26 protein-coding genes and 1 tRNA gene are annotated in these 26,203 nt (G+C 72.6%); 20 read left to right on the plus strand and 7 right to left on the minus strand.

Annotated features, from left to right (window positions below):
• The first annotated feature begins 1 nt into the window (after nt 1).
• A complete protein-coding gene (locus tag HN031_RS19365) occupies nt 2-1,624 on the plus strand; it encodes a DUF3352 domain-containing protein (protein WP_172274240.1) in 1,623 nt (540 codons plus the stop codon).
• Nucleotides 1,625-1,629: 5 nt separating this feature from the next.
• Here HN031_RS19365 and ybaK read toward each other — a convergent pair whose 3' ends face one another.
• Nucleotides 1,630-2,124, minus strand: a complete 495-nt coding sequence (ybaK, locus tag HN031_RS19370) for a Cys-tRNA(Pro) deacylase (protein ID WP_172274243.1) — start codon at nt 2,122-2,124, stop codon at nt 1,630-1,632.
• A gap of 25 nt (nt 2,125-2,149) precedes the next feature.
• Complete coding sequence (locus HN031_RS19375; protein ID WP_172274246.1) at nt 2,150-2,815, minus strand: LON peptidase substrate-binding domain-containing protein; 666 nt, start codon at nt 2,813-2,815, stop codon at nt 2,150-2,152.
• A 78-nt stretch (nt 2,816-2,893) separates the two neighbouring features.
• Between HN031_RS19375 and hisD the strand changes: the two genes are divergently transcribed.
• The 5 genes from hisD to HN031_RS19400 are packed head-to-tail and all read left to right on the plus strand — an operon-like array spanning nt 2,894 to nt 7,238.
• A complete protein-coding gene (gene hisD, locus HN031_RS19380) occupies nt 2,894-4,216 on the plus strand; it encodes a histidinol dehydrogenase (RefSeq protein WP_216652632.1) in 1,323 nt (440 codons plus the stop codon).
• Complete coding sequence (locus tag HN031_RS19385; RefSeq protein WP_172274249.1) at nt 4,213-5,340, plus strand: histidinol-phosphate transaminase; 1,128 nt, start codon at nt 4,213-4,215, stop codon at nt 5,338-5,340. Before hisD ends, HN031_RS19385 begins: the two co-directional genes overlap by 4 nt.
• Nucleotides 5,337-5,945 carry an imidazoleglycerol-phosphate dehydratase HisB gene (hisB, locus tag HN031_RS19390; protein ID WP_172274252.1) on the plus strand — a complete coding sequence of 203 codons (609 nt, stop codon included), beginning with the start codon at nt 5,337-5,339 and terminating at the stop codon, nt 5,943-5,945. The genes HN031_RS19385 and hisB overlap by 4 nt, the downstream gene beginning before the upstream one ends.
• Nucleotides 5,942-6,583 (plus strand): imidazole glycerol phosphate synthase subunit HisH, encoded by a 642-nt coding sequence (gene hisH / locus HN031_RS19395; RefSeq protein WP_172274255.1) that lies wholly within the window; start codon nt 5,942-5,944, stop codon nt 6,581-6,583. The genes hisB and hisH overlap by 4 nt, the downstream gene beginning before the upstream one ends.
• A 16-nt stretch (nt 6,584-6,599) precedes the next feature.
• Entirely contained in the window at nt 6,600-7,238 is a 639-nt protein-coding gene (locus HN031_RS19400; RefSeq protein WP_172274259.1) for a hemerythrin domain-containing protein, read from the plus strand.
• Here HN031_RS19400 and HN031_RS19405 read toward each other — a convergent pair.
• Nucleotides 7,199-7,735 carry a polyketide cyclase gene (locus HN031_RS19405; RefSeq protein ID WP_172274261.1) on the minus strand — a complete coding sequence of 179 codons (537 nt, stop codon included), beginning with the start codon at nt 7,733-7,735 and terminating at the stop codon, nt 7,199-7,201. The genes HN031_RS19400 and HN031_RS19405 overlap by 40 nt on opposite strands.
• A 348-nt stretch (nt 7,736-8,083) precedes the next feature.
• On the opposite strand from HN031_RS19405, the gene HN031_RS19410 reads away from it, so the two are divergent.
• The 11 genes from HN031_RS19410 to HN031_RS19460 all read left to right on the plus strand — a co-directional run bounded on the left by HN031_RS19410 (nt 8,084) and on the right by HN031_RS19460 (nt 19,659).
• Nucleotides 8,084-9,511, plus strand: a complete 1,428-nt coding sequence (locus HN031_RS19410; protein WP_172274264.1) for an HNH endonuclease signature motif containing protein — start codon at nt 8,084-8,086, stop codon at nt 9,509-9,511.
• A gap of 393 nt (nt 9,512-9,904) precedes the next feature.
• A complete protein-coding gene (locus HN031_RS19415) occupies nt 9,905-10,300 on the plus strand; it encodes a hypothetical protein (protein ID WP_172274267.1) in 396 nt (131 codons plus the stop codon).
• A 123-nt stretch (nt 10,301-10,423) separates the two neighbouring features.
• Complete coding sequence (locus HN031_RS19420; RefSeq protein ID WP_172274270.1) at nt 10,424-11,251, plus strand: DUF2382 domain-containing protein; 828 nt, start codon at nt 10,424-10,426, stop codon at nt 11,249-11,251.
• A gap of 128 nt (nt 11,252-11,379) precedes the next feature.
• Complete coding sequence (gene priA, locus HN031_RS19425; protein WP_172274273.1) at nt 11,380-12,126, plus strand: bifunctional 1-(5-phosphoribosyl)-5-((5-phosphoribosylamino)methylideneamino)imidazole-4-carboxamide isomerase/phosphoribosylanthranilate isomerase PriA; 747 nt, start codon at nt 11,380-11,382, stop codon at nt 12,124-12,126.
• Nucleotides 12,127-12,128: 2 nt separating this feature from the next.
• A complete protein-coding gene (locus HN031_RS19430) occupies nt 12,129-12,575 on the plus strand; it encodes an NUDIX hydrolase (RefSeq protein ID WP_172274276.1) in 447 nt (148 codons plus the stop codon).
• The gene (gene hisF / locus HN031_RS19435; protein ID WP_172274279.1) at nt 12,572-13,363 is read left to right on the plus strand and encodes an imidazole glycerol phosphate synthase subunit HisF; all 792 of its coding nucleotides are present in this window, start codon (nt 12,572-12,574) and stop codon (nt 13,361-13,363) included. The genes HN031_RS19430 and hisF overlap by 4 nt, the downstream gene beginning before the upstream one ends.
• A gap of 10 nt (nt 13,364-13,373) precedes the next feature.
• Entirely contained in the window at nt 13,374-14,282 is a 909-nt protein-coding gene (locus HN031_RS19440; protein WP_172274282.1) for an ABC transporter substrate-binding protein, read from the plus strand.
• Nucleotides 14,282-15,166, plus strand: a complete 885-nt coding sequence (locus HN031_RS19445; protein ID WP_172274285.1) for an amino acid ABC transporter permease — start codon at nt 14,282-14,284, stop codon at nt 15,164-15,166. The genes HN031_RS19440 and HN031_RS19445 overlap by 1 nt, the downstream gene beginning before the upstream one ends.
• Nucleotides 15,163-15,897 carry an amino acid ABC transporter ATP-binding protein gene (locus tag HN031_RS19450; RefSeq protein WP_172274288.1) on the plus strand — a complete coding sequence of 245 codons (735 nt, stop codon included), beginning with the start codon at nt 15,163-15,165 and terminating at the stop codon, nt 15,895-15,897. Before HN031_RS19445 ends, HN031_RS19450 begins: the two co-directional genes overlap by 4 nt.
• 112 nt (nt 15,898-16,009) lie before the next feature.
• The gene (locus HN031_RS19455) at nt 16,010-17,842 is read left to right on the plus strand and encodes an ABC transporter ATP-binding protein (protein WP_172274291.1); all 1,833 of its coding nucleotides are present in this window, start codon (nt 16,010-16,012) and stop codon (nt 17,840-17,842) included.
• Nucleotides 17,839-19,659, plus strand: a complete 1,821-nt coding sequence (locus tag HN031_RS19460; RefSeq protein ID WP_172274294.1) for an ABC transporter ATP-binding protein — start codon at nt 17,839-17,841, stop codon at nt 19,657-19,659. Before HN031_RS19455 ends, HN031_RS19460 begins: the two co-directional genes overlap by 4 nt.
• Before the next feature lie 11 nt (nt 19,660-19,670).
• Here HN031_RS19460 and HN031_RS19465 read toward each other — a convergent pair whose 3' ends face one another.
• Nucleotides 19,671-20,105, minus strand: a complete 435-nt coding sequence (locus tag HN031_RS19465) for an SsgA family sporulation/cell division regulator (protein ID WP_172274297.1) — start codon at nt 20,103-20,105, stop codon at nt 19,671-19,673.
• 203 nt (nt 20,106-20,308) lie between these two features.
• On the opposite strand from HN031_RS19465, the gene HN031_RS19470 reads away from it, so the two are divergent.
• Both HN031_RS19470 and HN031_RS19475 read left to right on the plus strand, forming a co-directional pair.
• Entirely contained in the window at nt 20,309-20,788 is a 480-nt protein-coding gene (locus tag HN031_RS19470) for a PGPGW domain-containing protein (protein ID WP_172274300.1), read from the plus strand.
• 48 nt (nt 20,789-20,836) lie between these two features.
• Nucleotides 20,837-20,908 (plus strand) — tRNA-Val (locus HN031_RS19475).
• Nucleotides 20,909-20,993: 85 nt separating this feature from the next.
• On the opposite strand, the gene HN031_RS19480 is transcribed toward HN031_RS19475, so the two are convergent.
• Together HN031_RS19480 and HN031_RS19485 are read right to left on the minus strand one after the other, a co-directional pair.
• Complete coding sequence (locus tag HN031_RS19480; protein ID WP_216652634.1) at nt 20,994-21,782, minus strand: hypothetical protein; 789 nt, start codon at nt 21,780-21,782, stop codon at nt 20,994-20,996.
• Nucleotides 21,783-21,840: 58 nt separating this feature from the next.
• Entirely contained in the window at nt 21,841-22,314 is a 474-nt protein-coding gene (locus tag HN031_RS19485) for an SRPBCC family protein (protein ID WP_301539564.1), read from the minus strand.
• A gap of 86 nt (nt 22,315-22,400) precedes the next feature.
• On the opposite strand from HN031_RS19485, the gene HN031_RS19490 reads away from it, so the two are divergent.
• A complete protein-coding gene (locus HN031_RS19490) occupies nt 22,401-22,805 on the plus strand; it encodes a DUF1622 domain-containing protein (protein WP_216652635.1) in 405 nt (134 codons plus the stop codon).
• A 1-nt stretch (nt 22,806) separates the two neighbouring features.
• Here HN031_RS19490 and HN031_RS19495 read toward each other — a convergent pair whose 3' ends face one another.
• Entirely contained in the window at nt 22,807-26,202 is a 3,396-nt protein-coding gene (locus tag HN031_RS19495; RefSeq protein WP_172274306.1) for an error-prone DNA polymerase, read from the minus strand.
• Nucleotide 26,203 lies beyond the last annotated feature (1 nt).

Below are 26,203 nucleotides of genomic sequence, written 5' to 3' on the forward strand. Positions count from 1 at the left end.
CATGAGCATGACACCGGGCGGCCCGGACTACCTCGACACGTCGGGCCCGGCAGCGGCCGCACCCGACAACGACAACCGCAAGCGCCTCATCGCGGTCGGCGCGCTCGTCGCCGGCGGTGCCGTCGTGGCGGGCGGCGCGTGGGCGGCGACGAGCTTCTTCGCCACCGGCGCCCAGCCGGCCGAGGCGCTCCCCGACTCGACCGTCGCCTACTTCAGCGTCGACCTCGACCCCAGTGGGGGTCAGAAGATCGAGGCGATCCGGACGCTGCGCAAGTTCCCCGGCTTCACCGACAAGGTCGACCTCGAGACCGACGACGACCTGCGTGAGCGGTTCTTCGAGGAGGTCACGAAGTCCGGCGAGTGCGAGGGCCTCGACTACGCCTCCGACGTGGAGCCGTGGCTCGGCTCGCGCGCCGCGATGGCCGCGGTCGACCTGGGCGAGGACGAGCCCGCTGCCGTCGGCATCGTGCAGACCACCGACGCCGGCAAGGCGGAGGACGGCCTCGCCACGCTCATCGAGACGTGCGGTGGCGCCGAGGCAGGTGCCGAGGGCGACGTGGGCGGCTGGGTCGTCGACGGTGACTGGATCGTCGTCGCCGAGACCGAGGAGATCGCCCAGCAGGTCGTGGACGCCGCCGACGGCGGCTCCCTGGCCGGTGACGCGTCCTTCGAGAAGTGGACCGGAGAGGCCGGCGGTGACGGCTTCATGTCCGTCTACGTCGCCAAGGCGGCCGCGCAGTACCTCGACGACGCGGCCGGGATGGGCGCCATGCTCGGCGGCGTGCCCGGCACGTCTCCCCACGGGATGTCCGGCGAGGAGGTCCCCGAAGAGCTGCAGCAGATGATCGACGACTTCGACGGCGCGGCGGCCACGGTGCGCTTCGACGACGGCGGCGTCGAGGTCGAGTACGCCATGTCCAACTACCAGCAGGACATGACCAAGTACGTCGACGGCGACGCCGGGGTGTCCATGGTCGCCGGCCTGCCGACCGACACCGTGGCCGCGTTCGGCTTCGCGCTCGAGGAGGGCTGGGCGCAGGCGATGCTCGACTACGTCAGGTCGACGCTGCCCGAGGACAGCGCCACGATCGACGAGCAGCTCGCGCAGCTGGAGACCGAGACGGGGCTGGCGTTCCCCGAGGACCTCGAGACCCTGCTCGGTGAGGGCGTCACGGTCTCCCTCGGCAGCGGGATCGACCCCGACGCCATCGCCAACGGCGGCCCGGGCGAGGTGCCGGTCGGCATCAAGATCAAGGGCGACGCCGGGGAGATCCAGGCGGTGCTCGACAAGATCGCGGCCCAGGCGGGCCCCGAGCTGGCCGACTACATGAAGGTCACCGAGGGTGACGGCTACGCCGTGCTGGCGCTCCAGGACGACTACCGCGGCGCGCTCGAGTCCGAGGGCGACCTCGGCGGCAGCGACGACTACACCTCGGTCGTCGAGGACGGCGACGCGCAGACCGTGCTCTACGTCAACTTCGACGCCGACGACAACTGGCTCGTCCGCCTCACCGAGGACATGCCCGAGGTCAGCGAGAACCTCGAGCCGCTGTCGGCGTTCGGCGTGAGCGGCTGGGTCGACGGCGACGTCGTCCACGGCCGGATGAGGCTGACCACCGACTGACCCGCTCAGCGACCGATGGTGGCGGTCACCGCTCCGGTGACCGCCACCAGGTCGCGCGGTGCCAGCTCGATGTCGAAGCCGCGGCGACCGCCCGACACGAGGATCGTGTCGTGGTCCAGCGCGGACGCGTCGAGGACCGTCGGGTGCGCGCGCTTCTGGCCCACCGGCGAGATGCCGCCGGCGACGTAGCCGGTCGCGCGCTCGGCCGTGGCGACCTCCGCCATCACGGCCTTGCTGCCGCCGAGCGCCCGGGCGAGGGCCTTGAGGTCCAGCTGGCCCGAGACCGGCACGACGCCGACGACCAGCCGGCCGTCGAGCGAGGCCAGAAGAGTCTTGAACACGCGTGCCGGGTCCGCGCCCAGCGCCTCGGCCGCCTCGAGCCCGAACGACGTGGCCCGGGGGTCGTGCTCGTAGGCGCGCACCTCGAACGCCACGCCCGCGGCCGTCAGCGCCACCGTGGCCGGCGTACCGCCACCGCCCGCGCGGGACTTCTTCGCCATGGGTGCCCGGCTCCGGTCGGCCGTGTCAGTTGGGGGACCAGGCGGTCCGCGCCACCTGGGTGGCGGGCAGCGACGGGATGACGTTGATCGCGCGCAGCTCCTCGGTCAGCAGGCGGGTGACCAGCACGAGACGCTCGGTGGCGTCCTCGGCCTCGAGCAGCGACTGCCGCTCGGCCATCGGGAGCGGCGTCAGGGCCGACAGCGTCCAGGCGAGGTAGTCGGGATCGCGGGGGAGCGTGCCGCTGAACGGGTCGCCCTGGAGCTCGGCCATCGCGGCCCGGAAGGCCGTGAACGTCGCCCGCGCCTTGTCGAGCAGCTCCTGGGGGACCTCGACCTCCGGCTCGGGCAGCACCGCCACCACGCCCTGGGGGAAGTCGACGCCGCGCTCCATCTGCTCCAGCTTGAGCCGCTCGCGTGCCACGGCCACGATGTCGTAGGTGCCGTCGGAGCGCCGGTCCGCCTCGGTGAGCTGCAGGACGCAGCCGACCCGGTAGACCGACTGGGCCCCGTGGTCGCCGACCTCGTAGCCCTCGCGGATCGCGACGGTGCCGAACACCCGCGCCGCCGGGTCCTCGACCTCGAGCAGGTGGCGGACCAGCATCCGGTAGCGGTCCTCGAAGACGTGGAGGGGCACGCTCATCCCCGGGAACACCACGGTGTTCAGCGGGAACATCGGCAGCGGGTCGCTCACACTCCAGACCCTAGCCCGGTGTGTCCACCGGGCACCCGCGGCTCTCGGTCGACCCGCCGGGGAACCTAGACTCGGGGCATGTCCCTGATCCGTCGCATCGACCTGAGGGGCGCCGACCGGGCGTCCGTCGACTACCGCGCGGCCGTGCCCCGCGCCGAGTTCGACGTCGAGGCCGCCACGCATCAGGTGCAGCCGATCATCGACGCCGTGCGCGCCCGGGGCGTCGAGGCGATCGCCGAGTTCTCGGCGCAGTTCGACGGGGTCGACAGCGACGACATCGCCGTCCCCCGCGAGGCCATCGACGCGGCCCTCGCCGACCTCGACCCGGCCGTGCGCGCCGGCCTCGAGGAGTCGATCCGCCGGCTCCGCTTGACGAGCGAGGCCGAGCTCGAGCACGACGTCACCAGCCAGGTCGCCGACGGTGCCACCGTGACGCACCGCAAGGTGCCGATCGACCGCGTCGGTCTCTACGTCCCCGGCGGGCTCGCCCCGCTGGTGAGCAGCGTCGTGATGAACGTCGTCCCGGCGCAGGTCGCCGGCGTGCGCTCCATCGCGCTCGCCAGCCCGCCGCAGAAGAACAGCGGCGGCCTGCCCGAGTCGACGATCCTCGCCGCGTGCGCGCTGCTGGGCGTGCACGAGGTCTACGCCGTCGGCGGTGCGCAGGCGATCGCCATGTTCGCCCACGGCGCGGGCCCGTGCCGTCCGGTCGACCTCGTGACCGGCCCCGGCAACATCTACGTCGCCGCGGCCAAGCGGCTCCTGCGCGGCGTGGTGGGCATCGACTCCGAGGCCGGGCCGACCGAGATCGCGGTCCTGGCCGACGACAGCGCCGACGCCGCGTTCGTCGCGGCCGACCTCGTCAGCCAGGCCGAGCACGACCCGATGGCCGCGTCCGTCCTCGTGACCGACTCGCTGGCGCTCGCCGACGCGGTGGAGGCCGAGCTCGACAAGCAGGTCTTCGCGACCCGCCACACCGAGCGCATCCTCACCGCGCTGGGTGGGCGTCAGTCCGGCATCGTCCTGGTCGACGACATGGACCAGGGCGTCGACGTCGTCGACGCCTACGCCGCGGAGCACCTCGAGATCCAGACCCGCGACGCCTCGGCCCACGCGGCCCGGATCCGCAACGCCGGGGCGATCTTCGTGGGCCCGTGGGCGCCGGTGTCCCTCGGCGACTACTGCGCCGGCTCCAACCACGTGCTGCCCACCGCCGGGTGCGCCTGCCACTCCAGCGGTCTCTCGGTGCGCGCCTTCACCCGGTCGGTGCACGTCGTCGACTACTCGCGGGCAGCCCTCGCCGAGGTCGCCGGCCACGTGGTGACGCTGGCCGAGGCGGAGGACCTGCCCGGCCACGGGCAGGCTGTGTCGGTGCGGTTCGACTCCGAGCGCCCAGCCCGATGACCGGCACGTTCCCACCCCTGCGCGAGGAGCTGCAGGGGATCGAGCCCTACGGCGCGCCGCAGCTGACCCGGGAGCAGGCTCCGGTCCAGCTCAACGTCAACGAGAACCCCTACGGCCCCTCGCCCGAGGCCGCCGCGGACATCGCCCGGTCCGTCGGCGAGGCCGCGGTCTCGCTGAACCGCTACCCCGACCGCGAGCACGTGGCGCTGCGCGCCGGCCTGGCGGCGTACCTCAACGGCTCCGGCGGGTCCGGCATCACGCCCGAGATGGTGTGGGCGGCCAACGGGTCCAACGAGGTGATGCTGCAGCTGCTGCAGGCCTTCGGCGGGCCCGGGCGGGTCGCGCTGTCCTTCGCGCCGACGTACTCGATGTATCCCGAGTACGCCCGCGACACCCTCACCGCGTGGGTGGCGGGGCACCGGGCGGAGGACTTCTCGCTCGACCTCGACGCCGCCCGCGCGCTGGTGCTGGAGGAGCGCCCGTCGGTGGTCCTGCTGCCCAGCCCCAACAACCCGACGGGGACGGCCCTGCCGCCCGAGGCGGTGACCATGCTCTGCGAGGCCGCGGCGTCGTACGAGCCCGGCGGCATCGTCGTGGTCGACGAGGCCTACGGCGAGTTCCGCCGCTCCGGCACGCCGAGCGCCCTGGAGCTGCTCCCGCGCCACCGCAACCTCGTCGTCACCCGCACCATGAGCAAGGCGTTCGCCCTGGCCGGGGCCCGGGTGGGCTACCTCGCCGCCGACCCGGCGATCTGCGACGCGATCCGCGTCGTCCGGCTGCCCTACCACCTCTCGGCCGTCACCCAGGCGACGGCGCTGGCCGCGCTGCGGCACGCGCCGGAGCTGCTCGGGCGGGTCGACGACCTGCGCGCCGAGCGCGACGCCACCGTGGCCTGGCTGCGCGAGCAGGATCTCGAGGTCGCCGACTCCGACGCCAACTTCGTGCTCTTCGGCCGGTTCGCCGACCGGCACGCGGTCTGGCAGGGTCTGGTCGACCGCGGCGTGCTGATCCGCGAGACCGGGCCCGACGGGTGGCTGCGGGTCTCGGTCGGCACGCCCGACGAGATGACAGCATTCCGGCAGTCACTGTTGGACACCATCGGAGAGACGGAGGCCCGGGCATGAGCCGCACCGCAAGGATCGAGCGCACCACCAAGGAGTCCCAGGTCGTCGTCGAGGTCGACCTCGACGGCAGCGGGCGCTCCGAGGTGTCCACCGGTGTCGGGTTCTACGACCACATGCTCGACGCCTTCGCTCGCCACTCGCTGACCGACCTCGTCGTGCAGACCACCGGTGACACCCACATCGACGGGCACCACTCGGTCGAGGACACCGCGATCGTGCTCGGCCAGGCGCTGCGCCAGGCGCTCGGCGACAAGGTCGGCATCCGCCGCTTCGGCGACGCGACCGTGCCGCTCGACGAGGCGCTGGTGCAGGCGGTCGTCGACGTCTCCGGCCGGCCCTACTGCGTGCACTCCGGCGAGCCGGAGGGCCAGGCCTACGTCGCGATCGGCGGCACGGGCGCGGCCTACCAGGGATCGCTGACGCGCCACGTCTTCGAGACCATCTCGTTCCACGCCCACCTCGCCCTCCACGTGCGCGTGCTCGGCGGGCGCGACCCGCACCACGTCGTCGAGGCGCAGTTCAAGGCGTTCGCCCGGGCGTTCCGCGACGCGGTCGCGATCGACCCCCGGGAGACGGGCGTGCCCTCCACCAAGGGGGCGCTGTGACGGCCCCCGACGTCGTCGTCCTCGACTACGGGTCGGGCAACCTGCGCTCGGCCGTCCGCGCGGTCGAGCGTGCCGGCGCGTCGGTCACCCTGACCGGTGACTTCGACGCCGCGCTCGAGGCCGACGGCCTCGTGGTGCCCGGTGTCGGCGCCTACGCCGCCTGCATGGCCGGGCTGCGCGAGGTCAAGGGCGACCGGATCATCGGGCGCCGGCTCGCGGGCGGGCGCCCGGTGCTGGGCATCTGCGTCGGCATGCAGGTCCTGTTCGCGCGCGGCGTGGAGCACGGCGTGGAGACCGCCGGCTGCGCCGAGTGGCCGGGCACCGTCGACCGGCTGCAGGCCGACGTCGTGCCGCACATGGGCTGGAACACGGTCGAGGTGCCGTCCGGCTCGCCCCTGTTCGCGGGGATCGAGGATGAGCGGTTCTACTTCGTGCACTCCTACGGCGTGCGCGACTGGGAGCTGGTCACCAACGACCGGACCGCCGCGCCGCTGGTGACGTGGGCCGAGCACGGGGGAGACCGGTTCGTGGCCGCGGTCGAGAACGGTCCGCTGTCCGCGACCCAGTTCCACCCCGAGAAGTCCGGGGACGCGGGCGCGAAGCTCCTCAAGAATTGGGTCGAGTCGCTGCAGCGCTGAGCGCTACCGTCCGGGGATGGCCCCGGAGCTCAGCATGAACCAGATCATCCACGCCGCCGTGCGCCGCGACATGGCACGCACGGAGCGGGCGCTGCGCGCCCTGGGTGACGGCGACACCGCGCGGGCGCGGGAGCTCCAGGTCGCCTGGCGCAACCTGGTGCGCGAGCTGACCCACCACCACGAGGCCGAGGACGAGCACGTGTGGCCCTTCCTCGAGTCGCGCGGGGTCGGGCTGGGGCTCCTCGAGGAGATGGAGGCCGAGCACGTGGCGATGAAGACGGCGCTCGCCTCGGTGAGCGAGCGCCTCGAGGCGCTGGTCGAGGACACGACCGCGGCCAACGCCACGGCCGCCGCCGAGGAGGTCGCCCGTGCCGAGGTCGTCATCAACGGGCACCTCGACCACGAGGAGAAGGACGTCGAGGGGCCGATGGGGGCGCTGCACGACGACCCCGAGTTCAAGGAGCTGTCCAAGAAGCTGCGGCCGGCCAGCGTCGTCGACGCCGCCAACGCGCTCGCCTGGATGCAGGACGGTGCGGGGGAGCGGGAGCGGTCCTCGCTGCGCGCGACCATCCCCGGGCCCGTCGTCGCCGTCCTGACCACGGTGGTGGCCCGTCGCTACCGTCGCGAGGTCGCCCCGGTCTGGCGCCGGACCTGACGGGTCGCGTCGGCCTCGGCCAGCGCCTTGAGCGTCAGCAGCTGCTTCCTCGCCATGACCAGGTCGCCCACCGACAGCGCCGGCGCCAGCCAGCGGCTGGTCCGCGCGACCAACTTGAGCACGAGGCGTACGCCGTCCGCGGCCGGCAGCACGGCGTACGACAGGTGCGCACCCATGATCGTCGCGGTGAGCTCGCGGCCGGGGTCCACCGCCACGACGCGGCCCTGGTCGCGCCCGCCCGCGCGCGTGAAGGGATCACCAACCTCCGGCTCGGGCACGTCCACGAGCTCGCGCGGCGACCGTCGGCCGAGGTTGTCGACCAGGTCGTAGGAGTAGGGCGCGAGCCGCACCTGCCGCAGCCGGGCCCACACGGCAGCCGGGTCGGCGTGCACGGTGACACCGCGCCACGCCTCGAGGGTCGGCGCGTGCACGATGTCGTCGCACCCGTAGCGCCGCCGCACCTCGTCCTCCGTAACACCCCACCGGTCGCCGATCATGACGGCGACGCTACCCGTGACCTACCCCGGCCCATTCGATGGACGGCCTCGCCCACCAGCTGCCCCGGGGGCGGCGAGGTCACCACTTATCGGCGTGACGGTGCGCTTTGGTGGTCGAGCATCCGAGGAACGAGGCGTATCGAGACCTGCCCGGCCTCGCTGGTCGGGTGGCTGAGCGAGGGACGAGCGAGGCGTATCGAGACCCCCTCCTCGGTGGTCGAGTAGCCGAGGGACGAGGCATGGTCCTCCTCGATGGTCGAGTAGCCGAGGAACGAGGCGTATCGAGACCCCTCCATCGGCTTGCTCAAGCACTGTCCGCTGTCGGTGGTCGTCCGTATAATCGAACACATGATCGAGACGCTGGCAGCACCACGCGGAGAAGCAGAGGTCGAGGACCTTTCTGCTTCCGAGCTGCTGCGTGCTCTCAGTGATCGCAAGGCGGTCGAGGACCGGGCCGCGGCCGACCAGCTCGACCTCGCCGCCCGGTGGGCCGATCTCCACCCGCCGGAGTCCATCCACACCGCCGCGGTGTTCAGCGACGGCGGCCGTTACGGCCTCGAGCACGAGGAGCCGATCGCCGGTCCGGGTTGCCCGGCGGTTGCTGAGTTCTGCATCGCCGAGCTCGGCACCGTCCTCGGGATGTCGTCCGCGTCGGCGAAGCGGCTCGTCGGTCACGCGCTCGAGCTGCGTCACCGACTGCCGCGGCTGTGGGCACAGGTCCAGGCCGGCGCGGTGCCGGCCTGGCGCGCCCGCACGGTCGCCGAAGCCACCATCCACGCCACCCCGTCCCTCACCGTCGAGGCAGCGCGATGGGTCGACACCCAGGTCGCCGCCGTCGCGGGCCGGGTCGGTCCCGCACAGCTGGAGCGGCTGGTCGCGGAGACGATCAAGCGCCACCACCTCGACACCCACGACCCCACGAGTGATCCGGAGGACGGCTACCTGGCGGTCGACCCGCGCCACGCCACCCTCCACTCCGAGGACGTGCACTACGCCGGGACCATGCGGTTCGAGGCCGAGCTCGACATCGCCGACGCCCTCGACCTGGACCGCGCCCTCGCCCACGGCGCCGAGACGCTGAAGGCACTTGGCTCAGCAGCACCCTTGGACGCACGCCGGTCCGCAGCGCTCGGCGACCTCGCCCGCACCCAGACCGCGCTCGACCTCCACACCCAAGGCTCGACCGCTGCCACGGGCGGGGACGGGTTGCCGGTTGCGCGTGAGGTAGTGCTGCACGCCCACTTCCCGGCCAGCCTCGACGGCCTCGACGGGTTGGAGACCGTGTTCGGTCCCACCGGGCGGATGGAGGAGGGCCAGCGGCTGGTCCTGCTGGACCAGGTGCGGGACTGGTGCGGCGACTCCCGGACCAAGGTCACCGTCAAGCCCGTCATCGACCTCACCGCCGAGCTCACCTCACCCGGCTACGACATACCCGACCGGATCCGCGAACAGGTGATGCTGCGCGACCGCACGTGTGTGTTCCCGTGGTGCACCCGACCAGCCCGGGGCTGCGACATCGACCACGTCTTCCCGTACGACCACGACGCCGACACCGAGGGCCGCACGCAACCCGGTCCGACGGTCAGCTCGAACCTCGCACCCGAGTGTCGCTGGCACCACCGCCTCAAGACCCACACCGCCTGGCGCTACGAGGTGACCGGAATCGGCATCTACGAGTGGACCAGCCCCCACGGCCACCGTTACCGACGCGACCGCACCGGCACCACTCGGATCAGTGGCGCTGCAGACGACGCGGCGCCGCCCGGCCGACCATGACCCCGCCCCCACACCCCGCCGAGCTGAGCCGGCGGGGACACAGGCATGTGGCGAGCCGGGGGGGCTTCAAGAACGGCACACACGAGGCCGGGCCAGCGACATTGAGCTTCACGTAGGCGCGCACAGTCGAGCGCCCGACGGCCTCCCGAGAGGCGCGCAAGGCGGCCGCGAGCAGACACCGCGAGGCGCGGCACGCAGCCCCTGACAGTGACCGACCGAGGACCGCTCGCCGCCCGACAACAAGCGGACCGACAGTCGTCCGGCGCGTTCGGGCGACCGAGCCAGCCCCCCGAGGAGACCCCGCCCACACCCGCACCACCGAGTTCCCCCGATCCACCGACGAGCCCGCCGCGACGCACATACCGTTCACCCGTGCCACAGACGCGACCCCAGATGCCTGCAGTCTTGACCTGCCCGCTGTGCGGCGGCGCGGTGCCCGTGACGGCGACCGCGTGCCGGGACTGCCACCTGCCGATGTCGGACGTGCGTCGCGAGCAGGAGGTCGGCCGCAGCGGATCCTGGACCCGCGCGGTCGGGGTCCGGCTCGTCGGTGTCGCGCTCTACTGCGGCGTGGTCGCCTGGTGCGCGTGGCAGCTGCCCGCGTCGCTGCCCTTCGTCGCTCCCGCTGCCGCAGGCGGGCTCGTGCTGCACGGGGTCAAGGGCCGCCCTTGGCTCGGGATGCTCGCGTTCGCGGTCCTGGTCGTCGTCCTGCCCGTGCTGCTGGCCCCCGCGCTGGGCACGGGTGCGTTCTCCGACCTCGCCGAGTGGGTGAACGACCCCCAGTGGTGACGTACGGCCCCTGGTGAGTCGGCGACGGGCTCTCTTCACCCGTTCGAGGCAGGGTTGGACATGGGTTCGTCAGCGATGGGTACGCCATGTGTCCCCGTAAGCAACAACCCAGGAGGATCGAACATGCACGAGAACGAGATCCAGAGTGTCATCGGCAAGAACGCCTACGACAGCAACGGTGACAAGATCGGAAGCATCGGCCACATCTTCTTGGACGACGAGACCGGGCAGCCCGAGTTCGCGTCGGTCAACACCGGTCTCTTCGGTATGAAGGAGACGTTCGTGCCCATCACGAACGCCACGGTCGAGGGCGACCGCCTCGTGGTCCCGTTCACCAAGGACCAGGTCAAGGACGCCCCCAACGTCGACGTCGACGGCGGGCACCTCGACCAGGCCGAGGAGCGGCGCCTCTACGAGCACTACAACATGTCCTACTCGGAGTACTCCAGCGACTCGGGTCTGCCCGAGGGTGGCACCGGCTACGCCGCCGGCACGGCCGGCACGGCGGACTACGACACCAGCCGGACCGACCACACGGTCGGCCACGACACGTCCGGTCCCACCACGGACGAGGCCATGACGCGCTCGGAGGAGCGCCTCGACGTCGGCACGTCGCGCGAGGAGGCCGGCCGCGTCCGGCTCCGCAAGTACGTCACCACCGAGCAGGAGACCGTGAGCGTCCCGGTGAAGAAGGAGCGCGCGGTCCTCGAGACCGAGCCGATCACCGAGGCCAACCGCGACGAGGCCCTCTCGGGCCCCGCCATCTCGGAGGAGGAGCACGAGGTCGTCCTCCAGGAGGAGCACGCCGTCGTCGGCAAGACCGCCGAGCCGGTGGAGCGCGTACGCCTCGGCAAGGAGACGGTCACCGACGAGGAGACCGTCACCGAGGAGGTCCGCAAGGAGCACATCGAGACCGAGGGTGACCTCGACGACCGTCGCGGCACGATCTGACCCAGCACGACCCAGCACGACCCAGCACGACCAGCACGGTGGCCGGTGCCCCTCGGGGCGCCGGCCACCGGCGTCTGCGCACCGGACCGACGTGCCGGAGCGGGTGAGCCGGCTCCTAGGATCGAGCCATGCCCAGCACCCCCGAGCAGCCCTACCTCGAGCTCCTGCCCGCCGTCGACATCAAGGGCGGCCAGGCCGTCCAGCTGGTCCAGGGCGTCGACGGCTCGGAGAAGCGCTTCGGCGACCCCGTCGAGGCGGCCCTGCGCTGGCAGCAGGCCGGTGCCGAGTGGATCCACCTCGTCGACCTCGACGCGGCGTTCGGCCACGGGCACAACCGCGAGCTCCAGGCGCGGATCGTCGGGACCCTCGACATCCAGGTCGAGATGAGCGGCGGGATCCGCGACGACGAGTCGCTGGACGCCGCGATGGCCACCGGCTGCCGCCGGGTCAACATCGGCACGGCGGCGCTCGAGCAGCCGGAGTGGTGCGCGCGGGCGATCGCGACGTACGGCGACCGCGTGGCCGTCGGGCTCGACGTGCGGGGCACGACCCTGGCCGCGCGCGGCTGGACCCGTGAGGGCGGCGACCTCTACGAGACCCTGGCCCGGCTCGACGCCGAGGGCTGCGCGCGCTACGTCGTCACGGACGTGAACAAGGACGGCATGCTCCAGGGGCCGAACCTCCAGCTGCTGCGCGACGTGTGCGCCGCGACCGACAAGCCCGTCGTCGCCAGCGGGGGAGTGACGACCCTGGACGACGTCCGCGCGCTGATGGGCCTCGTCGACGAGGGCGTCGAGGGCGCCATCGCCGGGACCGCGCTCTACGAGGGCCGCTTCACCCTCGAGGACGCGCTCGCCCTCACGAGGGGCGCCTGAGCATGGAGTTCACCGACTACCACACCCGGCTGGCGGCCTACGCCCTGCTCGTCGACGAGCAGGAGCGGGTGCTCCTCGCGTGGTGGAACGGCGAGGGGCACAGCGACCCGGAGTGGTCGCTGCCCGGCGGCGGCATCGAGTTCGAGGAGTCGGTCCGCGACGGCCTCGTGCGCGAGGTCTTCGAGGAGACCGGCTACCACGTCGAGCCGGGTCCCCTCGTCGCCGAGCACTTCTCCACCGCGCGCGGCCGCAGCTTCGACGGGTGGTTCCGCGCCCAGCGGTTCGTCTTCGACGCGACGATCACGGGCGGCGAGCTGGGCACCACCGAGGTCGGCGGCTCCACCGACCACGCCGCCTGGGTGCCGCTCGCCGAGCTCGAGGGTCAGCCGCGTTCGGAGATCGTCGACGTCGCGCTCGCCGCGTGGCGGGCCGAGGAGGCCCGGCGATGAGCCTCGCTGTCCGGGTCATCCCGTGCCTCGACGTCGACGGCGGACGGGTCGTCAAGGGCGTCAACTTCACCGAGCTGCGCGACGCCGGCGACCCCGTCGAGCTCGCCCGGCTCTACGACGCCGAGGGCGCCGACGAGCTGACGTTCCTCGACATCTCCGCCTCCCACCAGGGCCGGGCGACCACCATGGAGGTGGTCAGCCGCTGCGCGGAGGAGGTCTTCATCCCCCTCACCGTCGGCGGTGGCGTGGGCAGCGTCGACGACGTCGACCGGCTGCTGCGCGCGGGCGCCGACAAGGTCGCGGTCAACACCGCCGCCATCCGCCGCCCCGACCTGGTCGCGGAGATCGCCGACCGGTTCGGCAACCAGGTGCTCGTCCTGAGCGTGGACGCCCGCCGGGTGCGGCCGGACGCGCCGGGCACCGCCAGCGGCTTCGAGGTGACCACCCACGGTGGTCGCAGGAGCGCCGGGCTGGACGCGATCGAGTGGGCCGTGCGCGCCGCCGAGCGGGGAGCCGGCGAGATCCTGCTCAACGCGATGGACGCCGACGGGACCACCGACGGCTTCGACCTCGAGCTCATCCGCGCCGTACGCCGTGAGGTGACCATCCCCGTCATCGCGAGCGGGGGAGCGGGTGCGGTCGAGCACTTCCCGCCCGCGGTCGACGCCGGCGCCGACGCCGTGCTCGCCGCGACGGTGTTCCACTTCGGCACGCTGAGCGTCGGGGACGTCAAGACCGGCCTGTCCACGGCCGGTCACCCGGTCCGCTGGGCACCGCCCGAGCCGTAGGATTCGGCCCATGCTGAAGACTGTCCGGCCGTTCGGCCTCGCCGCCGTCGCGGCCGCCACGATCGCCCTCACCGCCTGCGCACCGACCGACGAGGCCGACAGCGGCGAGAACACCGCCTCCGACACGTCCTCGGACTCCGCGGGCTCCTCGGAGTCGCCCGCCGCCGACGCGTGCACCCCCGACTCGATGGAGACGGTCGCCGACGGCACGCTGACCATCGCGACCGACACCCCGGCCTACGAGCCGTGGTTCGTCGACAACGACCCCACCAACGGCGAGGGCTACGAGTCCGCGGTGGCCTACGCCATCGCCGAGGAGCTCGGCTACACCGCGGAGCAGGTCTCGTGGGTGACGGTGCCGTTCAACAAGGTCGTCCAGCCCGGCCCCAAGGACTTCGACTTCGACGTCAACCAGGTCTCCATCACCGAGGCCCGCCGCAAGGCCGTCGACTTCTCCTCCGGCTACTACGACGTGGTCCAGACCGTCATCACCAACGAGGGCAGCGCCATCGACGGCGCCACCAGCGTCGCCGACCTCGCCGACGCCAAGCTGGGTGCCCAGGTCGGCACCACCAGCTACACCGCCATCACCGACACGATCCAGCCGTCGGAGGACCCGGCCGTCTTCGACACCAACGACCAGGCGGTGCAGGCGCTCAAGAACGGCCAGATCGACGGCATCGTCGTCGACCTGCCGACCGCCTACTTCATGACCGCGGTGCAGCTCGACGACGGCGTGATCGTCGGCCAGCTGCCGCTCCCGGAGGGCGAGCCCGAGCAGTTCGGCGCGGTGCTGGCCAAGGACAGCCCGCTGACCGACTGCGTCTCGAGCGCCGTCGACGCGCTGCGCGAGGACGGCATCCTCGACCAGATCAACCAGGAGTGGCTGGCCCAGCAGGGCGCCCCCGAGCTGTCCTGATGGCCCATCGGGTCGTCGGGGAGACGGCGGGGCCGGCGGAGGACTGGCAGCCCTCGGAGGTGCAGCGCGAGCGTGACGAGTGGCGGCGACGCCGTACGCTCCGCAGCGCCGCGATCGCGGCCGTCAGCACGCTGCTGCTGCTCGGTGCGGTGGGCACGGCGGTCGTCAGCTCGCCGGGCTGGGAACGGGTGCGCGAGACCTACTTCGACTGGGACAAGGCGGTGTCCTCGTTCCCCGCGGTCCTCGAGGGGCTGTGGCTCAACATCCGCGTCATGGTCGTCTGCTGGGTGCTGATCCTCCTGCTCAGCCTCACCATCGCGGTCGTGCGCACCATCCGCGGGCCCGTCGCGTTCCCGCTGCGGCTGCTTGGCACGGCGTACGTCGACGTGTTCCGCGGGCTGCCGCTGCTGCTGGTGATCTTCCTGCTCGGGTTCGGCGGCCCCGCCCTGAGCCTGGGTGGGCTGCCGACCTCGGCACTGTTCTGGGGCGGCGCCGCGCTGGTGCTGTCCTACTCGGCCTACGTCGCCGAGGTGTTCCGCGCCGGCATCGAGTCGGTGCACCCCAGCCAGCGGCTGGCCGGGCGCTCGCTGGGGCTGAGCTACGGGCAGACGCTGCGGCACGTCGTCCTGCCGCAGGCCTGGCGCCGGGTCATCCCGCCGCTCATGAACGACCTGGTCTCCCTGCAGAAGGACTCCGGCCTCATCGCGGTGCTCGGCGTCACCGACGCGATCCGCGCGGCGCAGATCGAGACCGCCATCGACTTCAACTACACGCCGTACGTCGTCGCGGGCGTGCTGTTCTGCTGCCTGACCATCCCGATGGCCCGGCTCACCGACCGCTACGCCCGCCGCAAGGGCTACCACGGAGCAGGAGGACACTTGTGAGCGAGCTGCTCCGGCTGGACGGCGTCCGCAAGTCCTTCGGTGAGCATGTCGTCCTGCGCGACGTGGACCTCATCGTCGAGCCCGGCGAGTGCGTCGTGCTGATCGGCGCGTCCGGGTCCGGCAAGTCCACCCTTCTGCGGTGCGTCAACCTCCTCGAGGTCGTCGACGACGGCGTGATCACCTTCGAGGGCCGCGACATCACCGACCCGCGGGTGGACGGCGACGAGGTGCGCTCGCGGATGGGCATGGTCTTCCAGGCCTACAACCTCTTCCCGCACCTCGACGTGATCGGCAACGTGACCCTCGCACTGCGGCTCGTCCACGGCGTCGACGCCGAGGAGGCGAGGTCGCGCGGGCTCGCGATGCTCGACCGCGTGGGGCTCGCCGCCCGGGCCGAGGCCCGACCCGACGACCTGTCCGGTGGGCAGCAGCAGCGCGTGGCCATCGCCCGGGCGCTGGTGGCCAACCCGCGGCTGATGCTCCTCGACGAGGTCACCAGCGCGCTCGACCCCGAGCTGGTGGGCGAGGTCCTCGACCTGCTCACCGAGCTCAAGGGCGAGGGCGTGACGATGCTGCTCAACACCCACGAGATGGGCTTCGCCCGCGACGTCGCGGACCAGGTCTGCTTCCTGCACGACGGTCGCATCCACGAGCGGGGGACCCCGCAGCAGGTCATCGGCGAGCCCCGCGAGGAGCGCACCCGCGCGTTCCTCTCGCGCATCCGGGCCTGACACCCGGACGACCACAGCCGATTCGCCCGGCGTTGGTGGCGAGGAATAGCCTGACGCGGTCGGGTGGTTGCGCTCGGCAACTGACGCGACGACGAGGGGGCGGGCGACACCGGTGGGCAAGGATGCAGAGCCGCGGGGCGCCACCACTCTCGACGGGTTCCGGGTCCTGTGGGTCGGCATCCGCCGCGAGCCCCGGATCTTCACCGTCGCGACGCTCGGTGCGGTCCTGTTCGGCGTGCTCACCGTGGCCGACGCCTGGGTGCTCGGCTGGTCGACCCAGCACGTCCTGATCCCCGCCTTCGACGACGGCGAGATCGGCACCGGGCTCCTGGTCTGGGTGGTCGCGCTGTTCATGGCCGTGGCGATCCTGCGCGCGGTCGGCATCGTGGCCCGGCGCCTCGGCGGCGGCATCATGTACTACCGGATGCAGTCGCACACGCGACGCGGCGTGACCCGCCAGTACCTCTCCCTGCCGATGGAGTGGCACCAGCGCCACCCGACCGGCCAGCTGCTCTCCAACGCCTACTCCGACGTCGAGGCGGCCTGGGCGCCGATCATGCCGCTGCCGATGGCGCTCGGCACCGTCGTGATGATGGTGATCGCGGTCGCTCAGATGTTCGTCGCCGACGTCGTCATGGCGCTGGTCGGCCTCCTCGTCTTCCCGGCGGTCGTGGTCGCCAACCTCGTCTACCAGCACTACTCCTCGCCGTTGATGACCCGGGCCCAGGGCCTGCGCGCCGAGGTCAGCGAGATCGCCCACGAGTCCTTCGACGGCGCGATGGTCGTCAAGACGCTCGGCCGCGAGGGCGAGGAGACCGATCGCTTCCGCGCCAAGGCCCGCGAGCTCCGCGACGTCAACATCCGCGCCGGTCGGGTGCGGGCCCTCTTCGACCCGGCGCTGGCCAGCCTGCCCAGCCTCGGCGTGCTAGTGGTGCTGGCCGTGGGCGTCTCCCGCGTCGCCAGCGGGGCCACCGAGGCCGGCGACGTGGTGACCGTCGCCTACCTCCTCACCATCGTCTCGTTCCCGATCCGCGCCATCGGCTGGCTGCTCGGGGAGTTCCCCCGCTCGGTGGTCGGCTACCGCCGCGCCAAGGCGGTGCTCGACGCCCGCGGCAACATGGCCTACGGCGACGACGAGCTGCCGCCCTCGTCGGTCGGCGCCCTGCTCGAGGTCGACGACCTGCACTACTCCTACGACGCCGACGCACCGCTGCTGCGCGGCGTCGACCTCGACGTGCAACCGGGCCGGACCGTCGCGCTCGTCGGCGCGACCGCGTCCGGCAAGAGCACCCTCACCAGCCTGATGACCCGGCTGGTGGACCCCGACTCCGGCGCGATCCGCATCGACGGCCACGACGTCAAGGGCCTGCGCAAGGGCCAGCTCCCGCGCGACGTCGCCCTCGTCCCGCAGACCGCGTTCATGTTCGACGACACGGTCCGGGGCAACGTCACGCTCGGTGCCGACGTACCGGACGAGGAGGTGTGGGCCGCGCTGCGCACCGCCCAGGCCGACGGCTTCGTCGCCGCCCTCCCCGGGGGCCTCGACACCAAGCTGGGCGAGCGCGGCACGTCGCTGTCGGGTGGCCAGCGGCAGCGCCTCTCGCTGGCCCGCGCGCTCGTCCGCCGCCCGCGGCTGCTGATCCTCGACGACGCGACCTCGGCGGTCGACCCCGAGGTCGAGGCGCGGATCCTCGCCTCGCTGCGCGACGACGTGGGCGGGTCCGACGCCTCGCTGGTCGTCGTCGCCTACCGCAAGGCCACGATCTCCCTCGCCGACGAGGTGCTCCACCTCGAGGGGGGTCGCATCGTCGGCCGCGGCACCCACGCCGAGCTGCTCGACTCCAGCCCCGCCTACGCCCACCTGGTCAACGCCTACGAGCCCAGCGCCGACGCCGGCGCCGCGCCCGGGCCCGCCACCGGACGATCCGCCGGGAGCCACGAATGAGCACCACGACGACTGCTGCCACCTCCACCTCGGGCACCCGGATGGACACCGGCGAGGACATCGGCGCCATCGCCACCATCCGGCTCGGGATGAAGTACTCGACCGAGCTGCGCGAAGGCATCGGCACGACCTTCCTGCTCGCGATCATCGCGTCCTGCGGCCAGATCGTCGTGCCCATCGCGGTCCAGCAGACGCTGGACCGCGGCCTCAACGCACCGGGCGGGCCGCGCTTCGACTACGTCGCCTGGATGGGTGTGGCGGCCGCCGTCGCCATCGCCCTGACCGGCTGGGCGTCCTACCTGATGACCAACCGGCTCTTCACCACCTCCGAGAACGGCCTGGCGACCCTGCGCACCAAGGCGTTCCGCCACGTGCACGACCTGCCGCTGCTCACCCAGAACACCGAGCGCCGTGGGGCCCTGGTGTCGCGGGTGACCTCGGACGTCGACCAGGTCAGCCAGTTCCTCGTCTTCGGTGGTCTCATCTTCGTGGTGAGCATCGGGCAGATCCTCGTCGCGACCGTCCTGATGCTCGTCTACAGCTGGCAGCTGGCGGCCGTGGTGTGGCTCTGCTTCGCGCCGCTGTTCCTCTCGATCCGGTGGTTCCAGAAGAAGCTGTCCGCCGCCTACACGGTCGTGCGCCACCAGGTCGGCGTCCTGCTCGGTGCCATCTCGGAGCCGGTCGTCGGCGCCGCGGTCGTCCGCTCCTACGGCGTGGAGGACCGCACCCAGGCCCGCATCGACACCGCGATCCAGGACTGGCAGAACGCCTACACGCACGCCCAGACCTACACCGTCACCTCGTTCTCGCTGGGCGGCATCTCCGCGGGCCTGGCCAACGCCGGCGTGATCGTGGTCGGCGTCCTGCTCGGCTTCACCGGTGACATGACCCCGGGCAAGGTGCTGGCCTTCGCCTTCCTCGTCACCCTCTTCGTGGGACCCGTGCAGATGGGCACGCAGATCCTCACCGACGCCCAGAACGCCATCGCGAGCTGGCGCCGCGTGCTGGGCATCCTGGAGACGCCCGCCGACCTCATCGACCCCGGCCCCGACGGCGAGCAGCTGCCGCGCGGCCCGATCGACGTACGCTTCGCCGACGTCACCTTCGCCTACCCCGAGGGCCCGCCGGTCCTGCGCGACGTCGACCTGGCCATCGACGCCGGGACCCGCGTCGCGATCGTGGGCGAGACCGGCTCCGGCAAGTCGACCTTCGCCAAGCTGCTCACGCGCCTGATGGACCCCGTCGAGGGCGCGGTGCTGCTCGACGGCGTCGACGTACGCCGCATTGACGCGCGCTCGCTGCGGCGCAGCGTGGTGCTGGTGCCGCAGGAGGGATTCCTCTTCGACGACACCATCGCCGCCAACGTCCGCTACGGCAGGCTCGACGCCACGGAGGACGAGATCCGCGCGTCGGCGGTCGAGCTCGGCATCGACGACTGGCTCGCCGGCCTGCCGCGCGGCCTGGACACCCAGGTCGGGCAGCGCGGGGAGTCGCTGTCGGCGGGGGAGCGGCAGCTCGTGGCGCTGCTCCGCGCCCACCTGGCCGACCCCGACCTGCTCGTCCTCGACGAGGCCACGAGCGCGGTCGACCCGGCGCTGGAGATGCAGATCGGGCGGGCGCTCGAGCGGCTGATGCAGTCGCGCACGTCCGTGACCATCGCGCACCGGCTCTCCACCGCGGAGAGCGCCGACGAGGTCATCGTGGTCGACAAGGGCCGCGTCGTGCAGCGCGGACCGCACGCCGAGCTGGTCACGCAGGCGGGCAGCGTCTACTCAGGGCTGCACGCCAGCTGGATCGCCCAGCACTCGCAGGCCTGACGAGGCCGGTGTCAGGACGCCAGGACCTGGCTGATGAGCAGGTCGGCGTCGAAGAAGTCCGACTCGGCGCCGGGCGCCACGATGGCGACCGTGCGGGCGAGGAAGTCGTCGACGTCGGACGCGCGGGCGAGCAGCACCAGGTGGCCGTCGGGCGAGCTGAGCTCGATGCTGACCATGGCACGGCCGCTGAGGCCGATGGCGGGGGAGACGTGGACGTCGCCGTCACCGGTGGGCGTCTCGGTGCCCCGCATGAGCAGGTCGCGACCGAACGTCCACACGAGGTTGCCCTCGCCGGTGACGAAGGTCATCGCGACCGCGAACGGGTCGGAGCTGCGGTATCCCAGGACGGTGTCGATCTCGTGGCGGATGCCGCGGTCGTCCATGCACTCGACGGTGATGTCCAACGCCACGTCGGACAGGGTGTGCCCGCTACCGGACATGTTCATCGAGACTCCTTGGGGTTTCCCGGGAAGGGTCCCGGGGGGTCATGGTGCTCATGAGACGGCATCCGGCCGGGGTCGTGATGCGAAACGGCAAAATATGGTCAACACCGGTCCAGACCGGATCTTGAGCCTCACTCGTGACGTCCTTGACGCTACGTGCTGTTTCGCGAGGGAAATGGTGTGGAGCCGCCTTGTAGGTTGCAGCCATGGCGGGGGCAGGCAAGCGCATCGTGCTCGAAGGGCTGGGCTGGCTGTTGCTGGTGCTCGGCGTGGCTGCGATCTTCCTGCCGGGTCCGGGGCTGCTCGGCATCTTCGCCGGCCTCGCGCTGCTCTCCCAGCAGTACGACTGGGCCGAGCGCCGCGTGGAGCCGGTCCGGCTGCGCGCGCTGCGCGGCGCGGCCGAGAGCGTCGAGACGTGGCCGCGGATCATCGCCTCGTGCCTCGGCGCCGCGGTGCTGGCCGCCTGCGGGGTGCTGTGGATCGTCAAGCCCCCGTCGCCGGAGTGGTGGCCCCTGTCCGACACGTGGTGGCTCCCCGGAGGGATCTGGACGGGCGTCACCCAGGTCGCCTCGGCCTTCATCGCCCTGGCGCTCATCGTCTACAGCTACCGGCGCTTCCACGGCAAGCCGGAGGCGGTCGCCGAGCTGGACCGCGACGTGGAGACGGCGCGGGCCGACCGGGGCTGACCCGATTGCCGGTCCGGGCGGACCATGGGATATCGTTCCCGCGGACTCGGGCGATTGGCGCAGTGGTAGCGCGCTTCGTTCACACCGAAGAGGTCACTGGTTCGAACCCAGTATCGCCCACCGACGCCACACAGGCCCTGACCAGCGGAGACGCCGGTCAGGGCCTGCCGCGTCTCCTCGTCCGGTGCCGGACGGGGGTGGGCGCTCAGAAGCCGCCGAAGTCGAACCCGCCGCCGTCGCCGCCCCCGTCGTATCCCCCGCCGTCACCGCCACCGCCGTCGCCACCGTCGGATCCGCCGTCACCGCCGCCCCCGTCGCCGCTGTCGTAGCCGCCACCGAGGTCGCCGAACATCATCCCGCCCATGAACATCCACGTCATGGGTCCGAAGGCGCCGAAGTAGCCCGCGGCGTAGGGCTCGTAGGCGCGACCGCCCTGCCAGTAGGGGACGCGCTGCGCGCCGACCATGACCTTGCGGACGTCCGGCTCGGCGCCGGCGTTGACGCGTTCGACGTCGAGGGCGCACGCGGGCACGTCCCGCTCGACGCCGTCGGGCGGGACGAAGAGGACGTCGGCGACGGAGGGCCCGTGGCGCGGGTCGAAGAAGCACGGCGGCCGACGGGCGGGGAGCGGCCGCCCCTCGACCCGGGCGCGCACGCACGCGATGGCGTAGCGGCCGTCCTCGACGATCGAGGTGACGTGCCGGATGTCGCCCGGCTCGGTGATGGAGTCGCCGGCGGTCTTGGCCGACTCGTAGGTGTCGAGCGCCCGCTGGTAGTCGGCGTTGGCGCCGGCGTCGAGCTGCTGACCGCTCAGCTCGAGGTCGAGGTCCTGGAGGTCGACACCGAACGCGGTGATGTCCTCGAAGGCCAGCTTTCTCACCGGGGCGAGCTCGTCCTCACGCCGCTGGAGCTCCTGCGCCTTGCTGCGTCGTGCCAGGACGACCGCGCCGGCACCCACCACGGCCAGGACCACCAGCAGCAGGATCAGCTCCATGCCGAGAGCCTACGTCGCCGGCCGCAGCCGGTGCGCGCGTCAGGTGGTCGGGCCGGCGTCAGACCCGCGTCAGGATGGTGTCGAGCTCCGTCAGGGCGCGGTCGGCGTACCCCATCCACATCCGGCCGATGACGTTCGTGGTCAGCCGGGCCGGCGAGGCCTTCGGGTAGAACGTCCAGGCCCAGGTGACGCGAGCGCCGCCGTCGTGCGGCGCGACCGTCCAGAGCCCGTCGATGGTGCGGACGAAGTGCCGCAGCGGCCCCTCGATCCCGTCGAGCCGGTAGGCGAAGCTGTGCGGCCGGTCGACGTCGGTCAGGGTCTCGCGCAGCCGACCGCCGTCGGCGAGCACGATCGTGCGGGTCTGGCCGACGACGCCCCAGCCGTCCGGCTGGTCGACCACCTCGGCCACGGCCGGCAGGGCCGCGTAGCGCCGGGCGAACACGTCCGTCAGCGGCGCGTCCATCAGCCGCTCGAAGGCGACACCCGGTTCGACCTGGACCACGCGCGACGCCTCGACCCGATGACCCGACATGGCGATCACACTAACCGGGCGGCGCGCCGCGCGGCACCGGTCGCCGCGGGTGGTGTGGCAGGCATAGCTGGTGCGAGGGTGGGCGGGTGACCAGCGACGAGCGTTTCGACCGACTGATGGAGCTGGTGGTCCACGGCTTCGAGCTCGCCGGCGTGGCCGTCCTCGTGATCGGGGCCCTCGCGGCCTTCGTCCACGCGGCCCTGGTGGCCCGACGCGACGGCGCGGCGACCGCCTACGAGACGGCCCGGCGGAGCGTCGGTCGCGCGATCCTCCTCGGCCTCGAGCTCCTCATCATCGCGGACATCGTGCTGACCATCACCGTCGACGCCACGCTCGACAGCGCGCTCGCCCTGGGACTCATCGTCATCGTCCGGACCTTCCTCAGCTTCTCGCTGGAGGTCGAGCTCGAGGGCAGCCTGCCCTGGCGTCGGCGACCCGCACCCAGCGGGCAGGGCGCCGCCGACGCGAGCGGCGAGGGTCCGTCCGCCTGAGTCACCGGAAGTCGCGGGACGACGCCCGTGCCTGCAGCACGGCGCCGGCGCCCGGGACGACCACGTCGATCGGCTCGACCCGGTCGGCGACGAGGTTGGTGACGCCCTCGTTGCGCTCGAGGCGGCCCCGGACGACCACCGCGACCCGGTTGCGCGCGGCCTGCCGGTGCGCCTTCATCACGCCCACCGAGCACACCACGTTGAGCATGCCGGTCTCGTCCTCGAGGTTGAGGAAGGTGACGCCCATCGCCGTGCCGGGGCGCTGGCGGTGGGTGACGAGCCCGCCGACGTGGACGCGCCGGCCGCCCTCGGTGGTCTCCAGCTCGGCGATCGAGCGGACCCCGGCGCGGCGGAGCTCCTCGCGCAGGTGCTCGACGGGATGACGGGCGGGGGAGACCCCGGTCGCCCACAGGTCGGCGAGGGTGATCTCGGGCTCGCTCATGCCGGGCAGGGTCGGCGCGGCGGGCGCCGGTGTCGTGCCGGGCAGGTGGTCGGCGCCCTCGGCGAAGCCGGCCGCCCACAGCGCCTCGCGGCGGTCCATCCCCCAGGCGTCGAAGGCGCCGGCGGTGGCCAGCGCCTCCAGCTGCGCCGAGGTGAGGCCGGCGCGCCGGGACAGGTCGGGGACGCCCGTGAAGGGCGCCTCCTCACGGGCCGCGACGATGCGGCGCGCCACCTCCAGCCCGACACCGCGCACGGAGTCGAGCCCGAGCCGCACGGCGAGAGCCCCGTCGCGGCGGTGGGCGGGGACCGGGTCGGGGGTGCCCGGCACCCACTCGGTGCGCTCGAACCGGGGACGGCAGCACCCGTCGGGCCCGGTGGCGGCGACCGGACCGGTGACGACGCCCTCCAGCTCGGCCTGCGCGGCGGACCGGGTGATGTCGGGACGGCGTACGTCGACCCCGTGGCGGCGCGCGTCGCCCACCAGCGACTGGGGGGAGTAGAAGCCCATCGGCTGGTTGCGCAGCAGGCCGGCGAGGAACGCGGCGGGGTAGTGCAGCTTGAACCAGGAGGAGGCGTAGACCAGCAGGGCGAACGACAGGGCGTGCGACTCGGCGAAGCCGAAGTTGGCGAAGGACAGGATCTTCACGTAGATCGAGTCGGCCAGCTCGCCGGTGATGCCGCGTCGCTCCATCCCGGCGTAGAGCTTCTGCTTGACCGACTCGATGCGCTCGACCCCGCGCTTGGACCCCATCGCGCGGCGCAGCAGGTCGGCGTCGTCGCGGCTGCAGTCGCCGAGGGTCACCGCCATGGCCATCAGCTGCTCCTGGAACAGCGGCACCCCCCTGGTGCGCTCGAGCACCGGCACCAGCTCGGGGTGGTCGTAGGTGACCGGCTCCTGGCCGGTCGCCCGGCGGACGTAGGGGTGCACCGCGCCGCCCTGGATCGGTCCCGGCCGGATCAGCGCGATCTCGATCGCCAGGTCGTAGAACTCCCGCGGCCGCAACCGCGGCAGCGTCCCGATCTGGGCCCGGCTCTCCACCTGGAACACCCCGATGGAGTCGGCGCGGCAGAGCATGTCGTAGACCGCCGGCTCCTCCTTGGGCATCGTCGCGAGGTCCCACCGCTCGCCGAGGTGGTCGGCGACCAGCCGCATCATGTGGTCGAGGGCGCCGAGCATGCCGAGGCCCAGCAGGTCGAACTTGACCAGGCCCATCGACTCGCAGGCGTCCTTGTCCCACTGCAGCACGGTGCGCCGGTCCATCCGGGCCCGCTCGATCGGGCACACCTCGCCGATGGGCCGCTCGGTGAGCACCATCCCGCCGGAGTGGATGCCGAGGTGGCGGGGCGCGCCCAGCATCTCCTCGGCGAGGGCCACGACCGCCGGCGGGACGTCGTGCGCGGTCGCGTCGCCCATGTCGCCGGCCACCACCGACGTCCAGCCGTCGATCTGCTTGGACCAGGCGTCCTGCTGCCCGGGGGAGTAGCCGAGCGCCTTCGCGGCGTCGCGCACCGCCATCCGCGGCCGGTAGCCGATGACGTTGGCGACCTGCGCCGCGTTGCGCCGCCCGTAGGTGTCGTAGACCCACTGGATGACCTCCTCGCGCCGGTCGGAGTCGAAGTCGACGTCGATGTCGGGCTCCTCGTCGCGGTGGGCGGAGATGAAGCGCTCGAAGGGGAGCCGGTAGAAGACGGCGTCGACGGCGGTGATGCCGAGGGCGTAGCAGACCGCGGACGCCGCGGCGGAGCCCCGGCCCTGGCAGAGGATGCCGCACCCCCGCGCGAAGGCGACGATGTCGTGGACGATGACGAAGTAGCCGGCGAAGTCCTTCTCGGCGATGATCCGCAGCTCGTGCTCGAGCCGCTCGCGCGCCTCGGCCTCGTGGGGGACGCCGGAGTAGCGCTCGGCGAAGCCTCGCTCGGCGAGGGTGCGCAGCCACGAGTCTGCGGTCTGGCCCGGGGGGATCTGGCGCTTGGGCAGCGCGGGGGACGCCTTGCGGAGGTCGAAGGCGAGCTCCTCGGCGAGCGAGACGCTGCGGGCGACGGCGGTCGGGTACGCCGCCAGCGCGGCGGCCGTCTCGGCGCCGCTGCGCAGGTGGGCCGAGCCGGACAGGTCCATCCAGCCGTCGAGGTCGGCGAGGCTGCGGCGCGCACGGACGGCCGCCATGGCCGAGGCCAGCCGGTGCCCCCGGGGCGTGGCGTGGTGGACGTTGCCGGCCGCGACGACGTCGAGGCCGTGGACCGCGGCCAGCCGCGCGAGTGCCGCGTTGGTGGCGTCGGCGCCCGGGCGCGGTGACAGCTCGACGAGGACGTGCTCGAGCCCGAACCGCGCCGTCAGCCGGTCGAGCTCCTCCGCGGCAGCCGCCTCGCCCCCGCGCGCCAGCGCCTGCTGGACCGCGCCCTTGCGGCAGCCCGTCAGCACCACCCAGTGCCCGCGGCCCCGCTCGCCCAGCTCGTCGAGGTCGTAGACCGGCCGCCCCTTCTCGTCACCGCGGAGGTGGGCGTCGGTCATCGCCGCGGCGAGCCGGTGGTAGCCCTCGACCCCTCGGGCGAGCACCAGCAGGTGGCTGCCCTCCGGGTCGGGCACCCCGTTCTGGGGGCCGGTGAGGCCGAGCGACAGCTCGGCGCCGAAGACGGTGGGCAGGTCGTAGGCCACCGCCGCCTCGGCCAGCATCGGCGCGCCGTAGAAGCCGTCGTGGTCGGTGACCGCGAGCCCCCGCAGCCCGAGGCGCACGGCCTCCTCCACCAGCTCGGCCGGGGAGCTGGCGCCGTCGAGGAAGCTGAAGTGGCTGTGGCAGTGGAGCTCGGCGTAGGGCGTCGCCTCGACGGGGCGGTCGATGGACGGCGGCGTGCCGGGAGCCCGCTTGCGCCGTGACACCGGCGCGTCGTCGGCACCGGGCAGCCCGCTGAGCCGGCGCTCGAGCTCCTTCCAGCGCATGGCGGGGTTGTTCCACCCCATC

The sequence above is a fragment of the Nocardioides sp. zg-1308 genome, from assembly GCF_013155375.1.
In the GTDB taxonomy this organism is placed as follows: Bacteria; Actinomycetota; Actinomycetes; order Propionibacteriales; family Nocardioidaceae; genus Nocardioides; species Nocardioides renjunii.

Bases quoted from the DNA above. Each gene is read 5' to 3' on its own strand.
- HN031_RS19480 (WP_216652634.1), bottom strand. From the start codon at position 21,782: ATGGAGCTGATCCTGCTGCTGGTGGTCCTGGCCGTGGTGGGTGCCGGC.
- priA (WP_172274273.1), top strand. From the start codon at position 11,380: ATGCCCAGCACCCCCGAGCAGCCCTACCTCGAGCTCCTGCCCGCCGTC.
- HN031_RS19460 (WP_172274294.1), top strand. From the start codon at position 17,839: ATGAGCACCACGACGACTGCTGCCACCTCCACCTCGGGCACCCGGATG.
- HN031_RS19430 (WP_172274276.1), top strand. From the start codon at position 12,129: ATGGAGTTCACCGACTACCACACCCGGCTGGCGGCCTACGCCCTGCTC.
- HN031_RS19420 (WP_172274270.1), top strand. From the start codon at position 10,424: ATGCACGAGAACGAGATCCAGAGTGTCATCGGCAAGAACGCCTACGAC.
- HN031_RS19365 (WP_172274240.1), top strand. From the start codon at position 2: ATGAGCATGACACCGGGCGGCCCGGACTACCTCGACACGTCGGGCCCG.
- HN031_RS19400 (WP_172274259.1), top strand. From the start codon at position 6,600: ATGGCCCCGGAGCTCAGCATGAACCAGATCATCCACGCCGCCGTGCGC.
- HN031_RS19445 (WP_172274285.1), top strand. From the start codon at position 14,282: ATGGCCCATCGGGTCGTCGGGGAGACGGCGGGGCCGGCGGAGGACTGG.
- HN031_RS19385 (WP_172274249.1), top strand. From the start codon at position 4,213: ATGACCGGCACGTTCCCACCCCTGCGCGAGGAGCTGCAGGGGATCGAG.
- HN031_RS19470 (WP_172274300.1), top strand. From the start codon at position 20,309: ATGGCGGGGGCAGGCAAGCGCATCGTGCTCGAAGGGCTGGGCTGGCTG.
- HN031_RS19415 (WP_172274267.1), top strand. From the start codon at position 9,905: ATGCCTGCAGTCTTGACCTGCCCGCTGTGCGGCGGCGCGGTGCCCGTG.
- HN031_RS19465 (WP_172274297.1), bottom strand. From the start codon at position 20,105: ATGAACATGTCCGGTAGCGGGCACACCCTGTCCGACGTGGCGTTGGAC.
- hisF (WP_172274279.1), top strand. From the start codon at position 12,572: ATGAGCCTCGCTGTCCGGGTCATCCCGTGCCTCGACGTCGACGGCGGA.
- HN031_RS19485 (WP_301539564.1), bottom strand. From the start codon at position 22,314: ATGTCGGGTCATCGGGTCGAGGCGTCGCGCGTGGTCCAGGTCGAACCG.
- HN031_RS19440 (WP_172274282.1), top strand. From the start codon at position 13,374: ATGCTGAAGACTGTCCGGCCGTTCGGCCTCGCCGCCGTCGCGGCCGCC.
- ybaK (WP_172274243.1), bottom strand. From the start codon at position 2,124: ATGGCGAAGAAGTCCCGCGCGGGCGGTGGCGGTACGCCGGCCACGGTG.
- hisD (WP_216652632.1), top strand. From the start codon at position 2,894: ATGTCCCTGATCCGTCGCATCGACCTGAGGGGCGCCGACCGGGCGTCC.
- hisB (WP_172274252.1), top strand. From the start codon at position 5,337: ATGAGCCGCACCGCAAGGATCGAGCGCACCACCAAGGAGTCCCAGGTC.
- HN031_RS19495 (WP_172274306.1), bottom strand. From the start codon at position 26,202: ATGGGGTGGAACAACCCCGCCATGCGCTGGAAGGAGCTCGAGCGCCGG.
- HN031_RS19405 (WP_172274261.1), bottom strand. From the start codon at position 7,735: ATGATCGGCGACCGGTGGGGTGTTACGGAGGACGAGGTGCGGCGGCGC.
- HN031_RS19410 (WP_172274264.1), top strand. From the start codon at position 8,084: ATGATCGAGACGCTGGCAGCACCACGCGGAGAAGCAGAGGTCGAGGAC.